This is a genomic window from Stenotrophomonas tumulicola (assembly GCF_014117215.1).
GTDB classification, from domain to species: Bacteria; Pseudomonadota; Gammaproteobacteria; order Xanthomonadales; family Xanthomonadaceae; genus Stenotrophomonas; species Stenotrophomonas tumulicola.
On record NZ_JACGXS010000002.1, the window covers coordinates 327,018 to 348,343 of the forward strand.

At 66.2% G+C, this 21,326-nt stretch carries 19 protein-coding genes; 14 read left to right on the plus strand and 5 right to left on the minus strand.

The genetic code is table 11. The features are described 5' to 3' along the window. Nucleotides 1–48 precede the first annotated feature (48 nt). Entirely contained in the window at nt 49–1,434 is a 1,386-nt protein-coding gene (locus H4O11_RS07020; RefSeq protein WP_343042797.1) for an efflux transporter outer membrane subunit, read from the plus strand. 154 nt (nt 1,435–1,588) lie between these two features. Here the strand turns inward: H4O11_RS07020 and H4O11_RS07025 are convergent, their stop codons facing one another. From H4O11_RS07025 to H4O11_RS07035, 3 genes are all read right to left on the minus strand, one after another. Next, complete coding sequence (locus H4O11_RS07025) at nt 1,589–1,981, minus strand: low affinity iron permease family protein (RefSeq protein WP_182338685.1); 393 nt, start codon at nt 1,979–1,981, stop codon at nt 1,589–1,591. A 64-nt stretch (nt 1,982–2,045) separates the two neighbouring features. Continuing rightward, nucleotides 2,046–2,375, minus strand: a complete 330-nt coding sequence (locus tag H4O11_RS07030) for a hypothetical protein (RefSeq protein WP_182338686.1) — start codon at nt 2,373–2,375, stop codon at nt 2,046–2,048. A gap of 190 nt (nt 2,376–2,565) precedes the next feature. Then, nucleotides 2,566–3,018, minus strand: coding sequence for a nucleoside deaminase (locus tag H4O11_RS07035; RefSeq protein WP_182338687.1), 453 nt, complete (start codon nt 3,016–3,018; stop codon nt 2,566–2,568). A gap of 80 nt (nt 3,019–3,098) precedes the next feature. Between H4O11_RS07035 and ubiE the strand changes: the two genes are divergently transcribed. Continuing rightward, nucleotides 3,099–3,860 (plus strand): bifunctional demethylmenaquinone methyltransferase/2-methoxy-6-polyprenyl-1,4-benzoquinol methylase UbiE, encoded by a 762-nt coding sequence (ubiE, locus tag H4O11_RS07040; RefSeq protein WP_182338688.1) that lies wholly within the window; start codon nt 3,099–3,101, stop codon nt 3,858–3,860. A gap of 126 nt (nt 3,861–3,986) precedes the next feature. Next, complete coding sequence (locus tag H4O11_RS07045) at nt 3,987–5,909, plus strand: M1 family metallopeptidase (protein ID WP_182338689.1); 1,923 nt, start codon at nt 3,987–3,989, stop codon at nt 5,907–5,909. 145 nt (nt 5,910–6,054) lie between these two features. On the opposite strand, the gene H4O11_RS07050 is transcribed toward H4O11_RS07045, so the two are convergent. Beyond that, nucleotides 6,055–6,684: a TetR/AcrR family transcriptional regulator gene (locus tag H4O11_RS07050; RefSeq protein ID WP_182338690.1), complete on the minus strand. Its 630-nt coding sequence runs from the start codon at nt 6,682–6,684 to the stop codon at nt 6,055–6,057. Between the two features lie 78 nt (nt 6,685–6,762). Here H4O11_RS07050 and H4O11_RS07055 point away from each other — a divergent pair, with 78 nt between their 5' ends. Together H4O11_RS07055 and H4O11_RS07060 are read left to right on the plus strand one after the other, a co-directional pair. After that, entirely contained in the window at nt 6,763–7,860 is a 1,098-nt protein-coding gene (locus H4O11_RS07055) for an MBL fold metallo-hydrolase (RefSeq protein WP_182338691.1), read from the plus strand. Nucleotides 7,861–7,977: 117 nt separating this feature from the next. Next, on the plus strand, nt 7,978–8,706 hold the full coding sequence (locus H4O11_RS07060) for a hypothetical protein (protein ID WP_182338692.1): 729 nt from the start codon (nt 7,978–7,980) through the stop codon (nt 8,704–8,706). Nucleotides 8,707–8,873: 167 nt separating this feature from the next. Here H4O11_RS07060 and H4O11_RS07065 read toward each other — a convergent pair whose 3' ends face one another. Continuing rightward, the gene (locus H4O11_RS07065; RefSeq protein ID WP_182338693.1) at nt 8,874–9,812 is read right to left on the minus strand and encodes a carbohydrate kinase family protein; all 939 of its coding nucleotides are present in this window, start codon (nt 9,810–9,812) and stop codon (nt 8,874–8,876) included. Between the two features lie 358 nt (nt 9,813–10,170). Here H4O11_RS07065 and H4O11_RS07070 point away from each other — a divergent pair, with 358 nt between their 5' ends. The 9 genes from H4O11_RS07070 (at nt 10,171) to H4O11_RS07110 (ending at nt 21,249) form a co-directional block, all read left to right on the plus strand. After that, on the plus strand, nt 10,171–11,217 hold the full coding sequence (locus tag H4O11_RS07070) for a rod shape-determining protein (RefSeq protein ID WP_182338694.1): 1,047 nt from the start codon (nt 10,171–10,173) through the stop codon (nt 11,215–11,217). Between the two features lie 121 nt (nt 11,218–11,338). Then, complete coding sequence (gene mreC / locus H4O11_RS07075; RefSeq protein WP_182338695.1) at nt 11,339–12,361, plus strand: rod shape-determining protein MreC; 1,023 nt, start codon at nt 11,339–11,341, stop codon at nt 12,359–12,361. Continuing rightward, nucleotides 12,358–12,843, plus strand: a complete 486-nt coding sequence (mreD, locus tag H4O11_RS07080; RefSeq protein WP_182338696.1) for a rod shape-determining protein MreD — start codon at nt 12,358–12,360, stop codon at nt 12,841–12,843. The genes mreC and mreD overlap by 4 nt, the downstream gene beginning before the upstream one ends. A gap of 1 nt (nt 12,844) precedes the next feature. Continuing rightward, nucleotides 12,845–14,947 (plus strand): penicillin-binding protein 2, encoded by a 2,103-nt coding sequence (gene mrdA, locus H4O11_RS07085; protein WP_182338697.1) that lies wholly within the window; start codon nt 12,845–12,847, stop codon nt 14,945–14,947. Then, complete coding sequence (rodA, locus tag H4O11_RS07090) at nt 14,944–16,056, plus strand: rod shape-determining protein RodA (protein ID WP_182338698.1); 1,113 nt, start codon at nt 14,944–14,946, stop codon at nt 16,054–16,056. The genes mrdA and rodA overlap by 4 nt, the downstream gene beginning before the upstream one ends. 448 nt (nt 16,057–16,504) lie before the next feature. Further along, complete coding sequence (gene mltB, locus H4O11_RS07095) at nt 16,505–17,653, plus strand: lytic murein transglycosylase B (RefSeq protein ID WP_182338699.1); 1,149 nt, start codon at nt 16,505–16,507, stop codon at nt 17,651–17,653. Then, nucleotides 17,650–18,906, plus strand: a complete 1,257-nt coding sequence (locus H4O11_RS07100) for a septal ring lytic transglycosylase RlpA family protein (RefSeq protein ID WP_182338700.1) — start codon at nt 17,650–17,652, stop codon at nt 18,904–18,906. Before mltB ends, H4O11_RS07100 begins: the two co-directional genes overlap by 4 nt. Before the next feature lie 116 nt (nt 18,907–19,022). Further along, nucleotides 19,023–20,237: a D-alanyl-D-alanine carboxypeptidase family protein gene (locus H4O11_RS07105; RefSeq protein ID WP_182338701.1), complete on the plus strand. Its 1,215-nt coding sequence runs from the start codon at nt 19,023–19,025 to the stop codon at nt 20,235–20,237. A gap of 610 nt (nt 20,238–20,847) precedes the next feature. After that, nucleotides 20,848–21,249 carry a hypothetical protein gene (locus H4O11_RS07110; RefSeq protein ID WP_182338702.1) on the plus strand — a complete coding sequence of 134 codons (402 nt, stop codon included), beginning with the start codon at nt 20,848–20,850 and terminating at the stop codon, nt 21,247–21,249. The last annotated feature ends 77 nt before the right edge of the window (nt 21,250–21,326 follow it).

Here is a 21,326-nt window from a genome sequence, read left to right on the forward strand (position 1 = left end):
TTCGCCGGGCATGGCCCGGCGCTACCGTCAGGATTTCCAGCCATGACCATTAAACTCCCCTCGCTTGTTGTTTCCATCGCTGCTGCGCTTGCCCTGGGCGGTTGCGCGACGCTGGTTCCGGACCGCACCGACGTGGCACCGGCCATTCCCGCGCAGTGGCCTGCCGAGGCAACGCAGGGCCAGGCCACCGAGGTGGCGATGTTGGGATGGCGCGCGTTCTTCACCGACCCGCGCCTGCAGCAGGTGATCGACCAGGCGCTGGACAACAACCGCGACCTGCGCGTTGCGGTGCTGAACGTCGAACGCGCGCGTGGCCAGTACCGCATCCAGCGCGCCGACCGGGTTCCTGCCGTCAACGTGCAGGGCCAGATGCAGCGGCAGGGCGGCGACGTGCCGGTCACCGAACAGTTCAGTGCCGGCCTGGGCATTACCGACTTCGAGCTGGACCTGTTCGGCCGCGTGCGCAACCTCAGCGAAGCGGCCCTGCAGGACTACTTCTCGGTGGCCGCCAACCGCCGTAATGCGCATCTCAGCCTGGTCGCCGAAACCGCCACCGCGTGGCTGACCCTGGGCGCGGATCGGGAGTCGCTGCGCATCGCCGAGGCCACGTTGGGCAGCCACGAAGATTCGCTGCGGCTGGCACAGGCGCGGTTCGAGCGGGGCGGCAGTTCGGCACTGGAACTGGCGCAGACGCGCACGCTGGTGGAAACCGCGCGCACCGATGCCGCGCGCCTGCGTGGCCAGGTGGCGCAGGACCGCAACGCGCTGGCGCTGCTGCTGGGCGGGCCGGTGGACGATGCGCTGCTGCCGGCCAGCAACGCCGAACTGGAACTGCTGGCGCTGGCGCCACCGCCGTCGGGCCTGACCAGCGACGTGCTGCTGCAACGGCCGGACATCATGGCGGCCGAACACACCTTGCTGTCGGCCAATGCCAACATCGGTGCGGCGCGTGCGGCGTTCTTTCCCAGCATCCGCCTGACCGGCACCTTCGGCAGCAGCTCCACGGAACTGTCCGGCCTGTTCGACAGCGGTACGCGGGCCTGGAGTTTCCTGCCATCCATCAGCCTGCCGATCTTCCAGGGCGGCAAGCTGCGTGCGAACCTGGCCGTGGCCAATGCAGACCGCGATATCGCCTTGGCCCAGTATGAAAAAGCCATCCAGGTCGGCTTCCGCGAAACCGCCGACGCGCTGGCACTAGGCAGCAGCCTGGACGCACAGAGTGATTCGCAGCAGGCCCTGCTGGAAGCCGCCGAGCAGGCACAGACGTTGTCGCAGGCGCGCTATGACGCAGGGCTGGACAGCTTCGTCACCCTGCTGGATGCCCGTCGTACCGCCTATTCGGCGCAGCAGAGCCGGCTGCAGACCGGACTGGCGCAGCAGACCAACCGCATCACGCTGTACAAGGTGATGGGCGGCGGCTGGCAGGCGCGGTAACGCACCAACGTAGCGCCGGGCCATGCCCGGCGAACACGCAATCCGAACGTAGCGCCGGGCCATGCCCGGCGAACACGCAATCCGAACGTAGCGCCGGGCCATGCCCGGCGAATCCCCGACACGGCGACAAGAAGCCGCCGGGCATGGCCCGGCGCTACCGGGTACGTCGGCGTGACAACGCATCGCCGGCCTTGCGGGCCATCTGTTCGTACTCACTGCGGATTTCTTCCAACCGCTCTTCGTCCAGCTCTTCCAGGTCCAGCAGCTCCTTGTTGGCGTGCGCAGTTACCCGGATCAACTCATCGAGCTTGATCTGCATCGCCGCCGTATCCGAGTTCTGCGTGTGCTGGATCAGGAACACCATCAGGAAGGTGATGATCGTGGTCCCGGTGTTGATGACCAGTTGCCAGGTGTCGTTGAAGCCGAACAGCGGACCGGTGATGCCCCAGACCACCACCACGGCCACTGCGGCGATGAACGTCCAGGGGGTTCCGGTCGCGTAGGCGGTGCGCTTGGCGACCGTATTGAAGACAGACTTCAGGCTCATGACCGATGGATACGCTCATTGGCGTGCAGGCGTCGTGGAGCCGGGCCTTGCCCGGCTGCGCGCCTCAAACACTCAGGCGAGGACGCTCCGCGCGCGCGATCATGCTCGACACATACACATGGTCCCAGCACTGTTCGATGAAATCCCGCGCCTGGGCCTCGGTCAGCCGCGGCATGATCTGCAGCGCGTACTGGGTCTGGAAGGCTTCCTCGCGCTGTTCGTTCCTTGCGCGGGGATGGGTGATCAGCGAATCGCAGGCAAACTTGATCCACGGCACGAAGTGGCCGAATGAGCTGGGGCCCAACGCCCCCTCTGCATGGCGTTCGCGCCAGTAGGTCAACTCGCGTTCCACATCGATGACCGGAGGAACATTCGGTACGTCTGCTGCGTGCATGGCTGGGTGTCTTCTGGTGATGAGCGGGTGGGTTGAACCCTGATCATCGCCATGCACCAGTGCACGCGGCGTCAGCACAATGTGCATTCCGCCGTGACGGTGCCGCAACATACCTGCCCGGAACGTAGCCGCCATGGGCTGGGCGTCCCTGGACAGGCATTCTTAAGTATTCAGAAAAATCGCCGCGCCATCACTCGCCGATGTCTTCGTCCCAGATTTCCGGATGGCGTTCGATGAAGTTGCCGAGCAGGTCCACGCATTCCTGGTTGTCCAGGTCGATCACGTTCACGCCGCTGTCGCGCAGCCAGTCGATGCCGCCCTGGAAAGTACGTGATTCGCCGACAACCACCGTCCCGATGTTGAACTGGCGCACCAGCCCGGAGCAGTACCAGCACGGCGCCAGGGTGGTGACCATGATGGTGTCCTTGTAACCGCGCTGGCGACCGGCCTTGCGGAAGGCATCGGTCTCGCCATGCACGGACGGGTCGCCTTCCTGCACGCGGCGGTTGTGCCCGCAGCCGAGCAGGCGGCCATCGTTGTGGTACAGCGCCGCGCCGATCGGGACGCCGCCCTCGGCCAGGCCAAGGCGGGCTTCGTCGATGGCGGTCTGCAGCAGGGCCTGGTAGTCGGGGGTGGAAATCATGGGGGTCTCCCGGGAAGTCAGGGCCCCATGATACGGGCAGGGTATGCCGCTGGCGGCCGACCGGTGCGATAATCGGGGCCATGAGCGAATCCCCCTACAAGTCTGGCACCACCCACTTCGGCTTCCGCGACGTGGATGCCAAGGACAAGCAGAAGCTTGTCGGCGAAGTGTTCACCTCGGTCGCGCGCAACTACGACCTGATGAACGACCTGATGAGCATGGGCATCCACCGCGTGTGGAAGCGCTATTACGTGGCCACCGCGCAGGTGAAACCCGGCGACCGCGTGCTCGACCTGGCAGGCGGCACCGGCGATATCGCCGCGCTGATGAAAGAAAGGGTGGGCGCGGAAGGGTCGGTGGTGCTGGGTGACATCAATGCCGGCATGCTGTCGGTGGGCCGCGACCGGCTGACCAACCGTGGTTTGGTGGCAGGTTTGGACTACGTGCAATGCAATGCCGAAGCGCTGCCGTTCCCGGACAACAGCTTCGACCTGGTGACCATTGCCTTCGGCCTGCGCAACGTCACCGACAAGGACGCCGGCCTGCGCGAGATGTACCGCGTGCTGAAGGTGGGCGGACAGGCACGCGTGCTGGAGTTCTCCGAAGTGACCGCGGACTGGTTCAAGCCGATCTACGATTTCCACTCGTTCAAGGTGCTGCCGAAGCTGGGCCGCCTGTTCGCTGGCGATTCGGGCAGTTACACCTACCTGGCCGAGAGCATCCGCAAGCATCCGCCGCAGGAAGAACTGAAGGCGATGATGGGCCAGGCCGGCTTCGAGCGCTGCCATTACAAGAATCTGACCGGCGGCATCGTGTCGATCCATTCCGGTTACAAGCTCTGACGAGGTGACGCCGGGTGATGCCCGGTGGGGTCCGGGCCCGGCGGGATGCCGCACGCCGGGCATGGCCCGGCGCTGCCGGGACGTATCCGGTAAAATCGGGGTTTACCCCTGAAACGGTCCTGATCCATGCGCTCTCCGTTCCTGCTTCTTCCGCTCGCCGTTGCCCTGGCTGCCGGCTGTTCCCAGGAGGCTGCTGCCCCGGCCACCGCTCCCACTGCCCAGGACGCGCCTGCCGCCCCCATGAACGCTGAAAACCGCAGCCATGATGAAAGCTCCTATGCCGAGCCGGACAAGGTGGTCATCAAGGACATCGCGCTGGACCTGAAGCTGGATTTCGACCAGAAGCAGATTGGTGGCACCGCGCTGTACACGCTGGAATGGAAGGACAAGGATGCCAGGCAGCTGGTGCTGGACACCCGTGCGCTGGACATCGCCAAGGTCGAGGCGGTCAGCGCCGATGGCGCGCGCAGCCCACTGCCGTTCCAACTGGCTGCCGACGACAAGGTGTTCGGCAGCAAGCTGACCATCGAGACCCCGGAACAGCCGGCCAAGGTGGCGATCACCTACACCACGGCGCCGACCGCATCGGGCCTGCAGTGGCTGGAGCCTTCGATGACTGAAGGCAAGAAGCTGCCCTTCATGTTCAGCCAGTCGCAGGCCATCCACGCGCGCTCCTGGGTGCCGCTGCAGGACACCCCCAGCGTGCGTTTCACCTACAGCGCGCACGTGGTCTCGCGCCCGGACGTGATGGTGCTGATGAGCGCCGACAACGATCCCAAGGCGGCGCGTGACGGCGATTACAGCTTCAAGATGCCGCAGCCCATCCCGTCCTACCTGCTGGCCATCGCCGCCGGTGACCTGGTGTTCGAACCGATCTCCGGCCGTTCCGGCGTGTGGGCCGAACCGACCATGGTCGGCAAGGCGGCCAAGGAATTCGAAGACACCGAGAAGATGATCGGTGCCGCCGAGAAGCTGTACGGCGACTACCGCTGGGGCCGCTACGACATGCTGGTGCTGCCGCCCTCGTTCCCGTTCGGCGGCATGGAAAACCCGCGCCTGACGTTCGCCACCCCGACCGTGATCGTCGGCGACAAGTCGCTGGTTTCGCTGGTGGCGCATGAGTTGGCGCACAGCTGGTCCGGCAACCTGGTGACCAACGCCAGCTGGAAGGACATCTGGCTCAACGAAGGCTTCACCACCTACGTGCAGGGCCGCATCACCGAAGCGCTGTACGGCACGGAGATGGCCGAGATGGAGCGGCAGATCGACCAGACCGACCTGCTGGCCGAAGTGAAGGACATGAGCCCGGCCGACCAGGCGCTGGCGTTGCCGCCGCTGACCGAGCGCGACCCGGATGATGCGCTGAGCCAGGTGGCTTACGTGAAGGGGTCGTGGTTCCTGGAATTCCTGGAGCAGCGCTTCGGCCGCGAAACCTTCGATCCGTTCCTGCGTGGCTGGTTCGACGACCACGCATTCCAGAGCGCGAACACCGACCAGTTCGTCGACTACCTGAAGAAGAACCTGCTGCCGAAGAAGCCCAACGCGGTGACCGAGGCCGAGCTGAAGGCATGGCTGGATGAGCCGGGCATACCGGCATTCGCCGCCAAGGCGCAGTCACGCAACTTCAGCAACGTCGATACCGCACGCATCGCCTGGGAAGGCACCGGCACCGCGCCGGCCAGGCAGCTGACTGACGAATGGAGCACGCAGGAATGGGTGCGTTTCATCGATGGCCTGGGCGACAAGCTGCCGGTGGAGAAGCTGGCTGCGCTGGACAAGGAATACCACTTCACCGGCACGCCGAATGGTGAGATCGCGATGCGCTGGTATCCGCTGGCGATCCGCAGCGGCTACGCCGAAGCCAACACCGCAGCGGTGGAGTTCATCGAACGCGTGGGCCGGCGCAAGCTGATCATGCCGATCTACGCCGAACTGGTGAAGACACCGGAAGGGCTGGCACTGGCCAGGCAGGCATTCGAGAAGGCCAAGCCGGGTTACCACCCGATCACCACCGGGTCGGTGCAGGACATGTTGTCCAAGGCGAAGTAAAAGCCGCCCAAAGCCCGTAGCGCCGGGCCATGCCCGGCAATCTGTAGCGCCGGGCCATGCCCGGCGAGCGCAGCGGCCTGATGCCCGATATGTGCCTCCGGGCATGGGCCCGGCCTGATATCCGTTCGCCGGGCATGGCCCGGCGCTACCGCTCTGCAGTGGCGCGCAGTGCCAGGAACATATCCACGCAGTCTTCCATCAGCCGCTGCTGCGCTTCCGGCGCCAGCGGCGCCTGGCCCATCGTCACCTGCGGCCAGAACGCGAACGCCTTCAGCATCCCCTGCAACTGGTGCGCGGCATCGACCGGCGCGATATCCCCGCGCAACCGTCCGTCGGCCTGCGCAGCGCGGATCCACCCCGTCAGCCCTTCTTCCTTCTCGGCCAGCTTGTCCATCATCGCCCGCGCACGTTCTGGCGCATGCACCAGTTCGGCCATCGCCACCCGCGACAGGTCGATGAAGCTGGCATCGGACATCAACCGCATCTTCTGCGCGGTGAAACCCAGCAACTGTTCCCGCAGCGGGCGCGAAGGCGCGTAGGCCGCCACGTCCACGGCCTGGCTGGCTTCCCACAGTTGCCACAGGATCGCGGTGAACAGTTCGTCCTTGCTGGCGAAATGGTTGTAGACCGTGCGCTTGGATACCCCGGCGGTGGCCGCGATGCGGTCCATGCTGGTGCCGGCAAACCCGAACGTGCGGAACTCGGCCACCGCCGCCGACAGGATGTCCGCACGCTTGCGGTCGGTCAGGCGGGTGGGGCGGTCAGGATGGCTCATTGCACTATTTTACACCGTTCAGTTTACTTTCCGGAAAACGGAAGTAGACTCATCAGTGTACTTTTCAGGGCAAGCCCCATGACCCGTCGCCTGCCTCGCTTCCTCCTCCTCACCACGGTGCTGATTGCCATGACCCTTGGCCTGCTGACCTGCGGCGCACATCCCGCTGCCTCCTACGACCAGTCGCCGCAGTTCCACGACGGCCGCTTCCACAATCCTGCGGGCAAGTCATCGCTGGGTTTCGTCGGCACGCTCGGCGTGCTGTGGCGGTTCCTGTTCGATAAGCCCGAGGACGCCACGCCGCCCGCGCCGATCCCGGTGCTGCCACTGACCCGCCAGGCCCTGCTGGATGCGCCGGACGACAGCCTGTGGCGGCTGGGCCATTCAACGATGCTGTTCAAGCTGGATGGCCACTTCTGGCTGACCGATCCGGTGTTTTCCGAACGCGCATCGCCGATGACCTTCATGGGGCCCAAGCGTTTCCATGCGCCGCCGCTGTCCATGGACGAACTGCCGCCACTCACCGGCGTGATCATCTCGCATGACCATTACGACCATCTGGATCGCGAGGCCGTCCGCGCGCTGGCGCCGAAGGTGCAGCACTTCATCACTGCGCTGGGTGTCGGTGACCGGTTGATGGGGTGGGGCGTGCCGGCTGAAAAGATCCAGCAGTTGGACTGGTGGCAGGAGACCCGGGTGCAGGGGCTGAAGATCGTCGCCACGCCGGCGCAGCATTTTTCCGGACGCGGCCTGTCCGACGGCAACCGCACGCTGTGGGCGTCGTGGGTGATCGACAACGGGAGCAAGCGGATTTTCTTCAGCGGTGATTCCGGCTACTTCGATGGCTTCGCGCGCATCGGCGAGCGCTTTGGTCCGTTCGACCTGACGCTGGTTGAAACCGGCGCCTACGATGCCGACTGGGCCGATGTGCACATGCAGCCCGAGCAGAGTCTGCAGGCGCACCTGGATGTGCGTGGCAAGGTGATGATGCCCATCCACAACGGCACCTTCGACCTGGCGCTGCATCCGTGGACCGAGCCGTTCGAGCGCATCACCGCGCTGGCGCAGGAACAGGGCGTGACACTGACCGCGCCACGCATGGGGGAGCGGCTGGATATTGCCGCGCCGGCCGCGTCGACGCAGTGGTGGCGGGAAGTGGGTGCCGTTGCGCGTTGATGGCCGCGCTGCGCGCGCGTGACGGGCATGGCCCGTCACTACCGGGGTAGAGCGGGGCCATGCCCCGCTGCTTTCGCGGTTACTGTATGCATGCATCATCTACATACGGAGCATGCGATGAAACACCTGATCCTCGCTGCTGCCTGCGCGCTGTCCCTGGCCGCCTGCAGCGACCCCGAGGCCGAGCGCCAGGCGCAGCAGGCTGCCGAAGCGGCCGCGCAGGCGCAGAAGGAAGCCAAGGCCGACGACGTTGCCAGGCAGTACGACACCGCCTTGGCCGCCCAGGACTGGGAGCGCGCGCGCATCCACGGTGGCGCCCTGCTGGATGTCTACAAAGGCACGGCGGCGGCGGCGCGCATCGAACCGGGCTTCGCCGAGGTCAAGTCCAAGGCCGATGACGCGCGCAACCTGCGCCGCATGCAGGGCCTGTGGCAGTACAACCAGGTGCCGGTGGGTACCAAGGGCACCCAGCGTTCGGCGGCCATCTACAGCAAGGAGCGGGTGGACGTGGATGGCAGTGGCCCGAAGCCGGTGCAGCTGGTGTTCCGCGATCATCCACAATGGAAGCGGCATGCATACCTGGTGCTGCAGGTCGGCGATTTCCGCTGCCCGGGCGGCTGCAAGGTGCAGGTCAGCGTGGATGGCGGCAAGCCGCACGCGATGGCGGCATGGCGCCCGGATACCGATGAAGCCATCGCGATGTTCATCACCGACAACGCGGCACTGTGGAAGCTGGCCCGGCAAGCCAAGGCGATCAGCATCGAGTTTCCAGTGAAGGCGGGCGGCACGCGTACCGCAGTGTTCGAAACCGGCGGCGTGGACGCCAGCCAGATGCCGTGGAAATGATGTTGGACGACGCGGCCTGGATGGCACGTTGACCGTCATCGGGTGGGGGCAGGGTAGCGCCGAGCCATGCTCGGCGAGCGTAGCGGCGCTTTGGGGATGGCGCAGCGGCGCTTCGGCGATTCCGCCGAGCATGGCTCGGCGCTACAGGGGGTTCGGCGCTACGGGGTTCAAACGCTCAGCGCGTAACCGAACTGCTGCTTGAACTGTTCGTTGAACTCTTCGAAGGTGAAGCGCTGGTTCTGGGTGCCCGGGTGTTCCACCTTCAGTGCGCCCATCAGGTTGCCCATGCGGCCGATGGTCAGCCAGTCGAAATCCTTCTGGATGCCGAAGATCAGGCCGGCGCGGAACGCATCGCCGCAGCCGGTGGGGTCGACCACGCGGCGCTCGTGCGCCGGCGGGATGTCGTAGCTCTTTTCCTGGGTGTGGATCACCGCGCCCTTCGGGCCACGGGTGGTGATGTAGGCCTTCACCCGGCTGACGATCTCTTTTTCGTTCCAGCCCGTGCGCTCCTGCAGCAGGTTCGACTCGTAATCGTTCACCACCACGTAGTCGGACTGTTCGATGAAGGTGCGCAGCTCCGGGCCGTTGAACAGCGGCATGGCCTGGCCCGGATCGAAGATGAAGGGCACGCCGTCCTCGTGGAATTCCAGCGCGTTCTGGATCATGCCTTCGCGGCCGTCCGGGCCGACCAGGCCCAGGGTCACGCCGGGCACGTCGCGCACGTGGTTTTCATACGAACGCATCATCGCGCCGGGATGGAAAGCGGTGATCTGGTTGTTGTCGTGATCGGTCGTGATGAACGCCTGCGGGGTGAACAGCTCATCAATCACCCGTACGCGCGTCAGGTCGATGCCCAGGGCGTCGAAATGTTCGCGGTACGGGCCGAAATCCGTGCCCACCGTGCCCATCGGGATCGGCGTGCCACCCAGCAGGTGCAGGTTGTAGGCGATGTTGCCGGCGCAGCCGCCGAACTCGCGACGCATGCGCGGCACCAGGAACGAGACGTTCAGGATGTGCACCTTGTCCGGCAGGATGTGATTCTTGAACTGGTCCGGGAACACCATGATGGTGTCGAAGGCAAGAGAACCACAGATCAGAGCGGACATCGATGTAAGCCTATGCGGGAATGGGTGAGTGCTGGCCGCAGCGGCGGACAAGCAAACGGCGCCCGTGAGGCGCCCGACGGCGCAAAGGTTACCGGCTGGCGCGGCTGAAGGGTAGCGCCCGGCCATGCCCGGCGGATTGCCGCCCGGTGCGGCAGCGCACGTTGAGTTCGCCGGGCATGGCCTGGCGCTACGCTGGGGCCGCGACGGCCGGATACCGGCCGAAAGCCTGTGAATACGCGGTTTCGGCCGGATTTGTCCTTGCCCGCGAGGGGGCGGGTTGTTAGGCTTGTCTGCCTAAATTCCTGCCCAGTTTTTCGCCATTCCGGGCCGGCAGGCACCCCTCAGGATCACCACCTCGATGTTGAAGAAACTCCGCGGCATGTTCTCCAATGACCTGTCCATCGACCTGGGCACGGCCAACACCCTCATCTACGTGCGCGGCCAGGGCATCGTGCTGAACGAACCATCGGTCGTGGCCGTGCGCCAGGACCGTGCCATCGGTGGCACCCGCTCGGTGGCCGCCGTCGGCGCCGAGGCCAAGCAGATGCTCGGCCGTACCCCGGGCCACATCACCACCATCCGCCCGATGAAAGACGGCGTCATCGCCGATTTCACCTACACCGAAGCAATGCTCAAGCACTTCATCAAGAAGGTGCACAAGTCGCGCTTCCTGCGCCCCAGCCCGCGCGTGCTGGTGTGCGTGCCGGCCGGCTCCACCCAGGTGGAGCGCCGCGCCATCAAGGAATCGGCCGAGGAGGCCGGTGCGCGCGATGTGTTCCTGATCGAAGAGCCGATGGCGGCGGCGATCGGCGCCGGCATGCCGGTGACCGAGGCGCGCGGTTCGATGGTCATCGACATCGGCGGCGGCACCACCGAAGTGGCGGTGATCTCGCTCAACGGCATTGTGTATTCCGCCTCGGTGCGCATCGGTGGCGACCGCTTCGACGAGTCCATCACCAATTACGTGCGCCGCAACCATGGCATGCTGATCGGTGAAGCCACCGCCGAGCGCATCAAGGTCGAACTGGGCTGCGCCTACCCGCAGGCGGAAGTGATCGAGATGGAAATCTCCGGCCGCAACCTCGCCGAGGGCGTGCCGAAGATGATCAAGATCACCTCCAACGAGGTTCTCGAAGCGCTGCACGAACCGCTGTCGGGCATCGTCAGCGCGGTCAAGCTGGCGCTGGAGCAGACCCCGCCGGAACTGTGTGCCGACGTCGCCGAGCGTGGCATCGTGCTGACCGGTGGCGGCGCCCTGCTGCGCGACATGGACCGGCTGATCTCCGAGGAAACCGGCCTGCACGTGCAGGTGGCCGACGATCCGCTGACCTGCGTGGCCCGTGGTGGTGGCCGTGCGCTGGAACTGGTGGACATGCACGGCAACGAGTTCTTTGCGCCGGAGTAATCCCTTCCGGCCGGTAGCTGCCGTCGCGCCCTTCCGGCGTACCGGCCGCCCCTGTGGCGGCCTGGCACCGGCGGGGCGCGGTCGTGTTCCCCTTCCGTTCCTTTTCCGCTGAAGCTGCAACGTGCCGCCCTACGCAGGTCCACCCATCGCTTCCCGCTCCGGCGACACGGCCAGCCCGCTGCGGTTGCTGGCGTACCTGGTGCTGGCCATCGCCCTGATCGTCCTCGACGACCAGGCCAACTGGCTGCTGCGCCTGCGCGAACAGGCCAACGTGCTGGTGCAGCCGGCATGGAACCTCGCCGGGCTGCCGGGCAAGCTGGGCAACCAGGTGCGCGACAATGCGGCCAGCCACGGGCAACTGGTGGCTGACAACCGCGAACTGCGCAACCAGTTGCTGATCGCCAACGCGCGCCTGACCCGGCTGCAGACCGCCGCGCTGGACAACGCGCAGCTGCGCGAGCTGCTCAACGTCGCCGAGCGCAATGGACTGGACGTGCAGCTGGCGCCGATCCTGGATATCGACCTGGATCCGGTGAGGCAGCGCCTGGTGCTGGCCGCCGGCAGCCGCGAGGGCGTGCACGTCGGGCAGGCGGTGATCGACGCCGGTGGCTTGATGGGGCAGGTGATCAGCACCACCGGCAGCACCGCGACGGTGCTGCTGCTGACCGATCCCGACCACGCCGTGCCGGTGACGGTGGCGCGCAACGGCGTGCGCCTGATCGTTTACGGGCGTGGCGATACGCTGGAACTGCGCGATATTCCCTTGAGCGCGGGCGTGGAAGTAGGCGATGAAATCGTCACCTCCGGCCTGGGCGGACGTTTCCCGGTCGGTTTTCCGGTCGGGACCATCGCCGCGTTGCGCCCGGACGACAGCCATGCGTTCCTGGTGGGTGAGCTGAAGCCCGCCGCACAGCTGGATCGCGGCCGCGACGTGCTGCTGCTGCGTCCGGGAGCGGCCATCCGCCTGCCCGAAGGGCCCATCGCCCCGGCGCCATCCTCCACCGAACCGGCCCCCACCGCATCGGCCGCCGTCGCACCTACGGCTCCGGCACCTGCTCCGGTAGCGCCGGGCCATGCCCGGCGGCCCCCCTCCGGCGCCGCAGATGCCGGGGCGCCCACGGCAGCTCAGCAGGTGCGCCCATGAGCCGCCTGCGCGACAACCGCTGGGTGCTTCCGGCCAGCCTGGTGGTGACCCTGATGCTGGGCCTGCTGCCGTTGCCCACGCTGCTGCAACCACTGCGCCCGTACTGGCTGGCACTGGTGCTGGCCTACTGGGTCATCGAAGCGCCCGAACGCGTCGGCCTGGGCTTGGCCTTTGCCAGCGGCATCATCGCCGACCTGCTCTACGGCGGCCTGCTGGGCGAACAGGCACTGCGCCTGACGATCCTGGCCTTCATCCTGCAGCGCTTCCGCGCCCGCATCCGCTTCTTCCCGATGTCGCAGCAGATGCTCGCCATTGGCGGCCTGCTGCTCAACGACCGCATCATCAGTGCGGTGATCCACGTGCTGGTGGGCGAGCCGACCCTGCCGTGGGCCTACTGGTGGGCGCCGCTGCTGGGCATGGCGCTGTGGCCGCTGGTGTTCGTGCTGCTGGATGCAGTGCGCTTCGGACGTCGCGGGCGCTGACATGAACAGTCGCCGCGCGGTCAAGAACCCGCACGCCGAGGCCGAGCAGTTCCGCCGCCGCGCGGTGCTGGGCTTCCTGGGCGTGCTGCTGTGCCTGGGCGGGCTGGGCGCGTGGTATTTCAAGCTGCAGGTGCTGGACCACGAGGTCTATGCCACGCGTTCGGAAGCCAACCGCATCAAGCCGCGCCCGGTGGTTCCCGGCCGCGGCATGATCTACGACCGCAATGGCCGCCTGCTGGCCGAAAACGTGCCCGCCTTCCGCCTGGACATCACCCCGGACAAGGTCACGGACATGGAGGCCACGCTGGCGGAGCTGGGCAAGATCATCGCGCTGACGCCGGAAGAGATCGAAACGTTCAACAAATCACGCAAGGCCCGCCGCAGCTTCCTGCCGGTCACCCTGAAGCTGCGCGTGAACGATGAAGAGATGGCGCGCTTCGCGGTGGACCGCTGGCGTTTCCCCGGCGTGGAGCTGGAGCCGTACCTGACCCGGCGCTACCCCTTCGGCGACCTGTTCGCGCATATCGTCGGTTACGTGGGCCGGGTGGACGACAAGGACCTGGAGATCCTGGGCGAAGGCAATGCTGCGCTTACCCATATCGGCAAGTCCGGGCTGGAGCGCTATTACGAGCAGCAGCTGCGTGGCAAGGTGGGCTACGAGCAGGTGGAAACCAACGTGCAGGGACGTGCGATCCGCACCGTCGGCCGCGTGGCCGCGCAGTCCGGCGCGGATTTGCGCCTGTCCATCGATGCCGACCTGCAGCGCGCCATGGTGGCCGCCTTCGGCGAGTTCGAAGGCGCCGCAGTGGCGATGGACCCGCGCACCGGTGAGGTGCTGGCGATGGTCAGCCTGCCGTCCTACGACCCGAACCTGTTCGTCAACGGCATCTCCCATGCCGATTTCAAAGCCCTCAACGACAATCCATCGCGGCCGCAGTTCAACCGTCTGGTGCTGGGCGGCGTCGCGCCGGGTTCGACCATCAAGCCGCTGATCGGCCTGGCCGGGCTGGACAGCGGCGTGCGCAAGCCGGAGGACAGGATCCTGTCCACGGGCATGTTCTACCTGCCGGGCACCTCGCGCGGCTGGGGCGACGCCAACCGTGGCGGCCATGGCTGGACCGACCTGCGCAAATCCATCACCCAGTCGGTGAACACGTATTACTACAAGCTGGCGCTGGACATGGGCATCGAGCGCTTCGACCAGTACATGGGGTATTACGGCTTCGGCACGCCGACCGGCATCGACCTGACCGGCGAGATTGGCGGCATCCTGCCGTCGCCGGCGTACAAGGCCAAGACCCGCAAGGAGCGCTGGTATCCCGGCGACACGGTCAACATCAGCATCGGCCAGGGCGACTGGAAGGTCACCCCGCTGCAACTGGTGCACGGCGTGGGCGGCATCGCCAATGGCCAGCTGCGCCAGCCGCACCTGGTGATGCAGCAACGCGCCGGGTTCGATACCGACTGGGTGGTCACCCCGGCCGGGGAGAGCAAGCCGGTCAGCCCCAGCCCGTCCAACCTGCAGGCGGTGCGCGAAGGCATGATCGGCACCATGCGTCCCGGTGGCAGCGGCGCACGCGCGGCGGCTGGCGCGCCCTATACGATGGCCGGCAAGACCGGCACCGCGCAGGTGATCAGCCGCAAGGGCACCGCGGCGGTGAACCCGAAGAACCTGCCGCTGCACCTGCGCCACCGCGCGCTGTTCGTGGGTTTCGCGCCGGCTGAAGATCCGGTCATTGCGCTGGCGATTGCGGTTGAAGGCGGCGGCTACGGCGGTTCGGCGGCGGCACCCATCGCACGTAAGGTGTTCGATGCATGGTTGCTGGGCAAGATGCCTGATGGCGTGTTGCCGCTGGATGCCGAGCGCGGCACCACGGCACTGGGCGCGACGGCGTTCGACAACGAAGACCGCGCCGCGCGCGCTGCCGGTGACGCGGCGGCATTGGCGTTGGGTGAGCTGCCGATCGAGATTGGCGTGCCGGCCGTGGCCCCCGTAGCGCCGAGCCATGCTCGGCGGCAGCCCGACACCGAGCATGGCTCGGCGCTACAGGAGCGGCCGGACGCCGACCGTGACCGTACGTTACCGGAGCCCCCCACGCGATGAAGGACATCCTGCGTTGGGCTGGCGACATGCTGCGGCGGTTCTTCAGCACCCTGGACTGGGTGCTGTGCGCAGCCCTGGGCGCGCTGATGCTGATCGGGCTGGCGACGCTGAAAAGCGCTGGCGGCGATGGGCTGGTGATGGCGCAGGGAATCCGTTTCGCCGTCGGCCTGGCGGCCCTGTGGGCGATTTCGCGCGTGCCCATCCTGCGCATCCGCTCGGCCACGCCGCTGATCTATGCGGTGTCGATGATCCCGCTGCTGGCGGTGTTCGTGCTGGGTACCGGCAAGTACGGGCGCCAGTGGCTGGACCTGAAATTCTTCTACCTGCAGCCGGCTGAACTGCTGAAAGTCAGCCTGCCGATGATGGTGGCCTGGTACCTGCATCGCATGCCGCTGCCGCCACGCTTCAGCACGGTGATGATGAGCCTGGTGATCATCGGCATACCCACCGCGCTGGTGATGCTGCAGCCGGATTTCGGTACCGGCGTGCTGATCGCCGCCAGCGGCGTGTTCGTGCTGTTGCTGGCGGGCCTGCCATGGTGGTGGGTGGGGCTGGGCGTGGGCGGGGTGGCCGCGGTGGCACCCGTCGCCTGGTTCTGGTTGCTGATGCCATACCAGAAGGACCGCATCATGATGTTCCTGGACCCGGAGATGGACGCGTTGGGTGCAGGCTGGAACATCATCCAGTCCAAGATTGCCATCGGTTCGGGCGGCCTGGATGGCAAGGGCTGGGGGCAGGGATCACAGTCGCACCTGAACTTCATTCCCGAGCAGACCACCGACTTCGCCTTTTCCGTGCTCAGCGAGGAATTCGGCTGGATCGGCGTGGCCACCGTGCTGCTGCTGTACCTGGTGGTGATCGGGCGCTGCCTGTGGATCGCCAGCCAGTCGCGCGATTCGTACTCGCGGCTGCTGGCCGGGTCGACCGGGCTGGCGTTCTTCGTCTACGTGCTGGTCAACGGCGGCATGATTTCCGGCGTGCTGCCGGTGGTGGGCGTGCCGATGCCGCTGATCAGCTACGGCGGCACCTCGGCGGTGTCGCTGCTGGCCGGCTTCGGGTTGGTGATGGCAGTGCGCAGCCACAACCCCGTGCACGGTGGTTACCGTTGAATCTACTCATCATCTTGTGAAGGCGTCCCATCTCAAATGCGGTGAAGGTCACACTTTCAACCATTCTTGGGCCCAACCGATGGACTTGTCGCAATTGGCCTGCACAATGGCGGCCCGTCAGTTCGGCGCGCCATCACGGCGCTGACGCATGACGGGATGCAACAAGACCTCACGTTGGCCATCTGCTCTGGGGAGACGCAGGCGGCTGTATCGCAAGGTCCGACAAGCCGGTTGCGCCAATTCAGGGGGTGGGGGCGCAACCGGCTTTTGTCGTTTTTCCGCTATCCGCGTTGGGTGACGCTTTGGTAGAGCGGGTCCATGACCCGCTGCCGTTGGCGCGATGGTGGAAATGAGAGCAAGCGGGTCATGGACCCGCTCTACCGGCTTTCATCTTGCTATTCATGGTCTTAGGGGTTTTATTTCATCCATGACCTGCTAACCTGCGGCGATGATCCGACGTTCCCTGGCCTGCATGCTTACCCTCGGCCTGGTCGCCTGTGCGACCCAGCCGTCGAGTCCTCCATCGCCTTCGCAGGCAACCGTGGCCCCGCACAAGCCGGGCAGCGGACAGAACAAGGGGCCGGCCGAAGCCGCACCCGAAGCGGCGGCAGCCACCGCGCCCCCGGTCGACCTGACCCCGGTGCCGTTCGAGACCGCACGCGCCAACTTCATCCGCGATACCGCCGCCGCGCACCGGCTGGACCCGGCCTACATCACCCGCATCCTTGACCAGGCGCAGGTGCGCCAGCCGATCATCGCCGCCATGTCCCGCCCGGCCGAACGGGTAAAACCGTGGAACGAGTACCGGCCGATCTTCATAAGCCAGGCGCGTATCGACGGCGGCAGGAAATTCCTGGCCCAGCACCGCGATGAGCTGATGCGCGTGCAGCAGCGCACCGGTGTGCCGGCCGAAGTGATCGTGTCCATCATCGGCGTGGAAACCAGCTACGGCGCCAACACCGGCAGCCATCGCGTGCTGGATGCGCTGTATACGCTGGCGTTCTATTACCCGCGCAGCGGCGATCCGGCCAAGCTGGAACGCGAAGTGCGCCGCGAACTGTTCTTCCGCGATGAACTGGCCAAGCTGTTCACCCTGGCACGCGACGAGAAACTGGACATCACCGCACTGAAGGGCAGCTATGCCGGTGCGATGGGCATGGGCCAGTTCATGCCCTCCAGCTACCTGGATTTCGCCGTGGACGGCAATGGCGATGGCCGCCGCGACCTGTTCAACAGCTATGACGACGTGTTTTCCTCCATCGCCAATTACTTCGTGAAGAAGGGCGGTTGGGTGCGCGGTGGGCAGGTGGCCGTACCGGCCACGCTGGATGCCGGCCGCGAAGCGTTCAATCCCACCGAATGGACGCCGACGTGGTCGCTGGCCGATCTGGCCCAGCGTGGTTACCACCCGTCCGCACCGGTGCAGGCCGGTGCCACGGCCACCCCCATCACGCTGGAAGGCAGCACCGGCACGCAGTACTGGCTGGGCTTCCAGAACTACTACGCCATTACCCGTTACAACATCTCCAAGATGTATGCGATGGCGGTGTTCCAGCTGTCGCAGGCCATCGCAGGTGAGGAGCTGCCGCCGGCATGAATATCAAATGGCTTGTCCCCGGGCTACTGATCCTTGCACTGGCTGCCTGCAGCAGCGCACCGCAGAAACCTGGCGGAAAGGCCAGCACGGGCAAGCCAGCCAGCACGGTGGTGCAGGGCAAGGGCACGCGCCCGGCACACTGCCCGGAAGGGTCACCGTATGCCGCCGCGCAGGAAGACCTGGGCACGCGCGGCAACTACACCCGTGGCGGGTTGTACAAGCCGGGGGTGAAGGACACCACGCCCAGCTACGTGCCCAACGTGGCCTGCATCCCCGAACCCATTGTGCAGGACCTGTCGCGCTCGCCGGTGGGCAACAAGAGCCCGTATGAAGTGCTGGGCAAGAAGTACAAGGTGATGGACAGCACCAAGGGCTATGCGGAGAAGGGCACCGCGTCCTATTACGGTGCGAAGTTCCATGGCCGGCTGACCTCCAACCGCGAGGTCTACGACATGTACCAGTTCACCGCCGCGCACAAGACGCTGCCGCTGCCCAGCTTCGCCCGCGTCACCAACCTGGACAATGGCGAATCGGTGATCGTGCGGGTGAACGACCGCGGCCCGTTCCACGATGGCCGCGTGATCGACCTCAGCTACGCCGCCGCAGTGCGCCTGGGCATCACCCAGCGCGGCACCGGCAACGTGGAAGTACGCGCGCTGCAGCCGGGCGAGGGCAACCTGCTGGCCGATGCCAAGCCCAGCCGCGCCGAACGCCGTGCAACCGCCGCAGCCACTGCGATCCCTGCACGCCCTGCATCTCCTGCCGCCACCGCCACCACGATCGCTGCACCCTCGGCCATCGATACGCTGGTGGAACGCCTGCCGGCCACGCCCGGGCCTGCAACTTCGGAACACCTGCCCGGCCCCCTCCGGTCTGCTGTTGCTTCTGAACACCTGCCGGCCACCCCCCGGCCTGCCGTTGCTTCGGTAGAGCGGGGCCATGCCCCGCTGCCGTTGGCCGCACCGCCCACCCCATCCGTGGCCGATGCACACGCCACGCCCACCGTGTCGCAACAGGTCCTGGGCACCGTCCTGCTGCAGGTCGCCAGCTTCGCCAGCCGCGACAATGCGGCGCGTGCACAGGGCCAGCTGACCGCGGCGGGCATTGTCGGCGCCACCATCAGCGACATCGCCGCAGGCGGCCGCACCCTGTGGCGCCTGCGCGTGCCCGCCAGCGATTCCAACAGCGCCGCGGAACTTGCCGGTCGCATTTCCGGTCTGGGATTCGGATCGCCGCAGATCGTCCGCGACTGATCCATCGCGGTGGGCTGCGCCTGCCGCGTCCTGCCTGTCGCGACGGCCTACAATGGTCGTCTTCAACGCGTTAACTGCTTTATTCGTCTTTGGCCGTACCAGGAGCCTGCCGTCCCATGAAATTCCGTTTTGCTGCCACCGCGCTGGCCGCCACCCTCGTGGTGGGCCTGGCCCACGCCCAGACCGAGCTGCCGCAGCCCGCCACCCCTGCGCCGGCCGCTGCGGCCCCGGCTACCGTGGCGACGCCGCCGGCCCCGGTGCCCAGCGTGTCCAAGGCCTGGATCCTGATGGACTATGCCTCCGGGCAGGTGCTGGCTGGCGAAAACGTGGACGCCCCGCTGGCCCCTGCCAGCATCACCAAGGTGATGACCAGCTATGTCATTGCCGCCGAAGTGAAGAACGGCAAGGTCAAGCAGGACGACCAGGTGATGATGAGCGAGCGTGCCTGGCGCGAAGGCGGCGCTGGCACCGATGGCAGCTACAGCGGTTTCCCGGTCAACCAGACGGCACGTCTGGAAGACATGGAAAAGGGCATGGCCATCCAGTCCGGCAATGACGCCGCCATCGCGCTGGCCGAACACGTGGCCGGCAGCGAGGAAGCCTTTGCTTCGCTGATGAACAGCTATGCCGCCAAGATCGGCATGAAGAATTCGCACTTCGTCAACGCACACGGCCTGACCGCCGAAGGCCACCACAGCACCGCCTATGACCTGGCGTTGCTGGGCCGCGCCTTCGTGCGCGATTACCCGGAAACCTATGCCTACAACAAGGTGAAGGAATTCACCGTTGGCAACATCAAGCAGCCCAACCGCAACCTGTTGCTGTGGCGCGATGGCAGCGTGGATGGCATCAAGACCGGCCACACCTCGGCCGCCGGTTACTGCCTGATGAGTTCGGCTCAGCGTGGCGACCAGCGCCTGATTGCCGTGGTGCTGGGCGGCGCATCGGAAAAGCAGCGCGCCGACGACAGCCTGGCCCTGCTCAACTGGGGTTTCCGCTTCTTTGAAACCCACCGCCTGTACGAGCCCGGCAAGAACGTGGCCGAACACAAGGTGTGGAAGGGCAAGGCCGACAACGTGCAGTTGGGCGTGGCCCAGCCGATGCTGGTCAGCGTGCCGCGCGGCCGCTACAACGACCTGAAGCCGACCATTGACGTGCCCAAGACGCTGGTGGCCCCGTTCACTGCTGGCCAGCAGGTGGGCACGCTGAAGGTGACGCTGGATGGCAAGGTGGTCGCCCAGGCGCCGCTGGTGGCCATCGCCGCGGTGGAAGAAGCCGGCTTCTTCAAGCGCCTGTGGGACAGCTTCTGGATGTGGTGGGAATCCGAGTAAGGCCGGCGGTGTTGCCCCTGGTAGAGCGGGTCCATGACCCGCTGCTCTTCGCTCCGGCACCACGTAAACCGCAGCGGGTCATGGACCCGCTCTACCAGAACCACGCGATCCCCATCACCCGAACAAACCACGCGACACCCATCCCCCGAACGCCCGCGATGCGAATCGCGGGCGTTTTGCTGGCGACGGTACGTCGCCCGGTAATCGATAGCGCCGCCCCAGTGTCCCGGTAGCGCCGACCCATGGTCGGCGAGCGCAGCGGGCCGTGAGCGGAGAAATTCCGCCGCGCCCGGCTCGGCGCCACCGCGCGAATTTGCAGATTGCCTGATGGACGCATTTATCCCGCCGCACGCACGCTGTGCAGGCTGGTTGCATCTGCACCAGCCGGGATTGGCATCCTGTAAGAGTAGTTGTTAGCAAAGGTCTTGATGCATGCAAAGCATCAAGGAAAATGCACCGGCTTCCGCATCTGCGGCGGACGGTGCGTGGGGGATCCCGGGATCCCGCCGGTTCGTTTTATCTTTGCTACGTGCTCACCGGTATGCCAACCCGCACCGTCCGCCACCTTGCGCTGCTGCGCAGGTGGCCCAACGACCTGTGAGGTTGAGCGATGTCACAGCACCCCCTGAGCGCTGCGCGCCTGCATTCCCTGATCGGCGACGCCATGAACGATCTCCCAGCGGACTTCACCGAAAAGCTGGAACGGATGCTGGAGGACAACGGCATGCCGCATCCCGAGACAGGCCGCGTGGTGCACCTGTCCATGGTGCGCCAAGCCAAAGCCGACAAGGCATCCGCATCCTCCGATGTCGCCGATCTCAGCGCGATCACCGCCGTCTTTCGCCGCCTTGAAGGCGCCAGCGCCGCATTGGCCATCCTGCATGCCGCACCGCCCTGGCTGGCGGAACCCAAGCTGATGGAAGGCCTGCTGATCGCCAGCCACGAGCTGGTCCTTGCCACCGTAGAGGCGCTACAAGCCTGCGGTAATGACGGGCCATGCCCGTCAGCGTGAATCCGCTGGCCACGGAGCCCATCCCATCACCGTGAACCCGCCCGCAGCCCGCCCAGACGACAACAAATCCCCATCCA

Bases quoted from the DNA above. Each gene is read 5' to 3' on its own strand.
- H4O11_RS07045 (WP_182338689.1), top strand. From the start codon at position 3,987: ATGCGCTCTCCGTTCCTGCTTCTTCCGCTCGCCGTTGCCCTGGCTGCC.
- mreD (WP_182338696.1), top strand. From the start codon at position 12,358: ATGAGCCGCCTGCGCGACAACCGCTGGGTGCTTCCGGCCAGCCTGGTG.
- H4O11_RS07030 (WP_182338686.1), bottom strand. From the start codon at position 2,375: ATGCACGCAGCAGACGTACCGAATGTTCCTCCGGTCATCGATGTGGAA.
- mrdA (WP_182338697.1), top strand. From the start codon at position 12,845: ATGAACAGTCGCCGCGCGGTCAAGAACCCGCACGCCGAGGCCGAGCAG.
- H4O11_RS07065 (WP_182338693.1), bottom strand. From the start codon at position 9,812: ATGTCCGCTCTGATCTGTGGTTCTCTTGCCTTCGACACCATCATGGTG.
- H4O11_RS07060 (WP_182338692.1), top strand. From the start codon at position 7,978: ATGAAACACCTGATCCTCGCTGCTGCCTGCGCGCTGTCCCTGGCCGCC.
- H4O11_RS07055 (WP_182338691.1), top strand. From the start codon at position 6,763: ATGACCCGTCGCCTGCCTCGCTTCCTCCTCCTCACCACGGTGCTGATT.
- rodA (WP_182338698.1), top strand. From the start codon at position 14,944: ATGAAGGACATCCTGCGTTGGGCTGGCGACATGCTGCGGCGGTTCTTC.
- mltB (WP_182338699.1), top strand. From the start codon at position 16,505: ATGATCCGACGTTCCCTGGCCTGCATGCTTACCCTCGGCCTGGTCGCC.
- H4O11_RS07070 (WP_182338694.1), top strand. From the start codon at position 10,171: ATGTTGAAGAAACTCCGCGGCATGTTCTCCAATGACCTGTCCATCGAC.
- H4O11_RS07050 (WP_182338690.1), bottom strand. From the start codon at position 6,684: ATGAGCCATCCTGACCGCCCCACCCGCCTGACCGACCGCAAGCGTGCG.
- H4O11_RS07025 (WP_182338685.1), bottom strand. From the start codon at position 1,981: ATGAGCCTGAAGTCTGTCTTCAATACGGTCGCCAAGCGCACCGCCTAC.
- H4O11_RS07105 (WP_182338701.1), top strand. From the start codon at position 19,023: ATGAAATTCCGTTTTGCTGCCACCGCGCTGGCCGCCACCCTCGTGGTG.
- H4O11_RS07100 (WP_182338700.1), top strand. From the start codon at position 17,650: ATGAATATCAAATGGCTTGTCCCCGGGCTACTGATCCTTGCACTGGCT.
- H4O11_RS07035 (WP_182338687.1), bottom strand. From the start codon at position 3,018: ATGATTTCCACCCCCGACTACCAGGCCCTGCTGCAGACCGCCATCGAC.
- H4O11_RS07110 (WP_182338702.1), top strand. From the start codon at position 20,848: ATGTCACAGCACCCCCTGAGCGCTGCGCGCCTGCATTCCCTGATCGGC.
- ubiE (WP_182338688.1), top strand. From the start codon at position 3,099: ATGAGCGAATCCCCCTACAAGTCTGGCACCACCCACTTCGGCTTCCGC.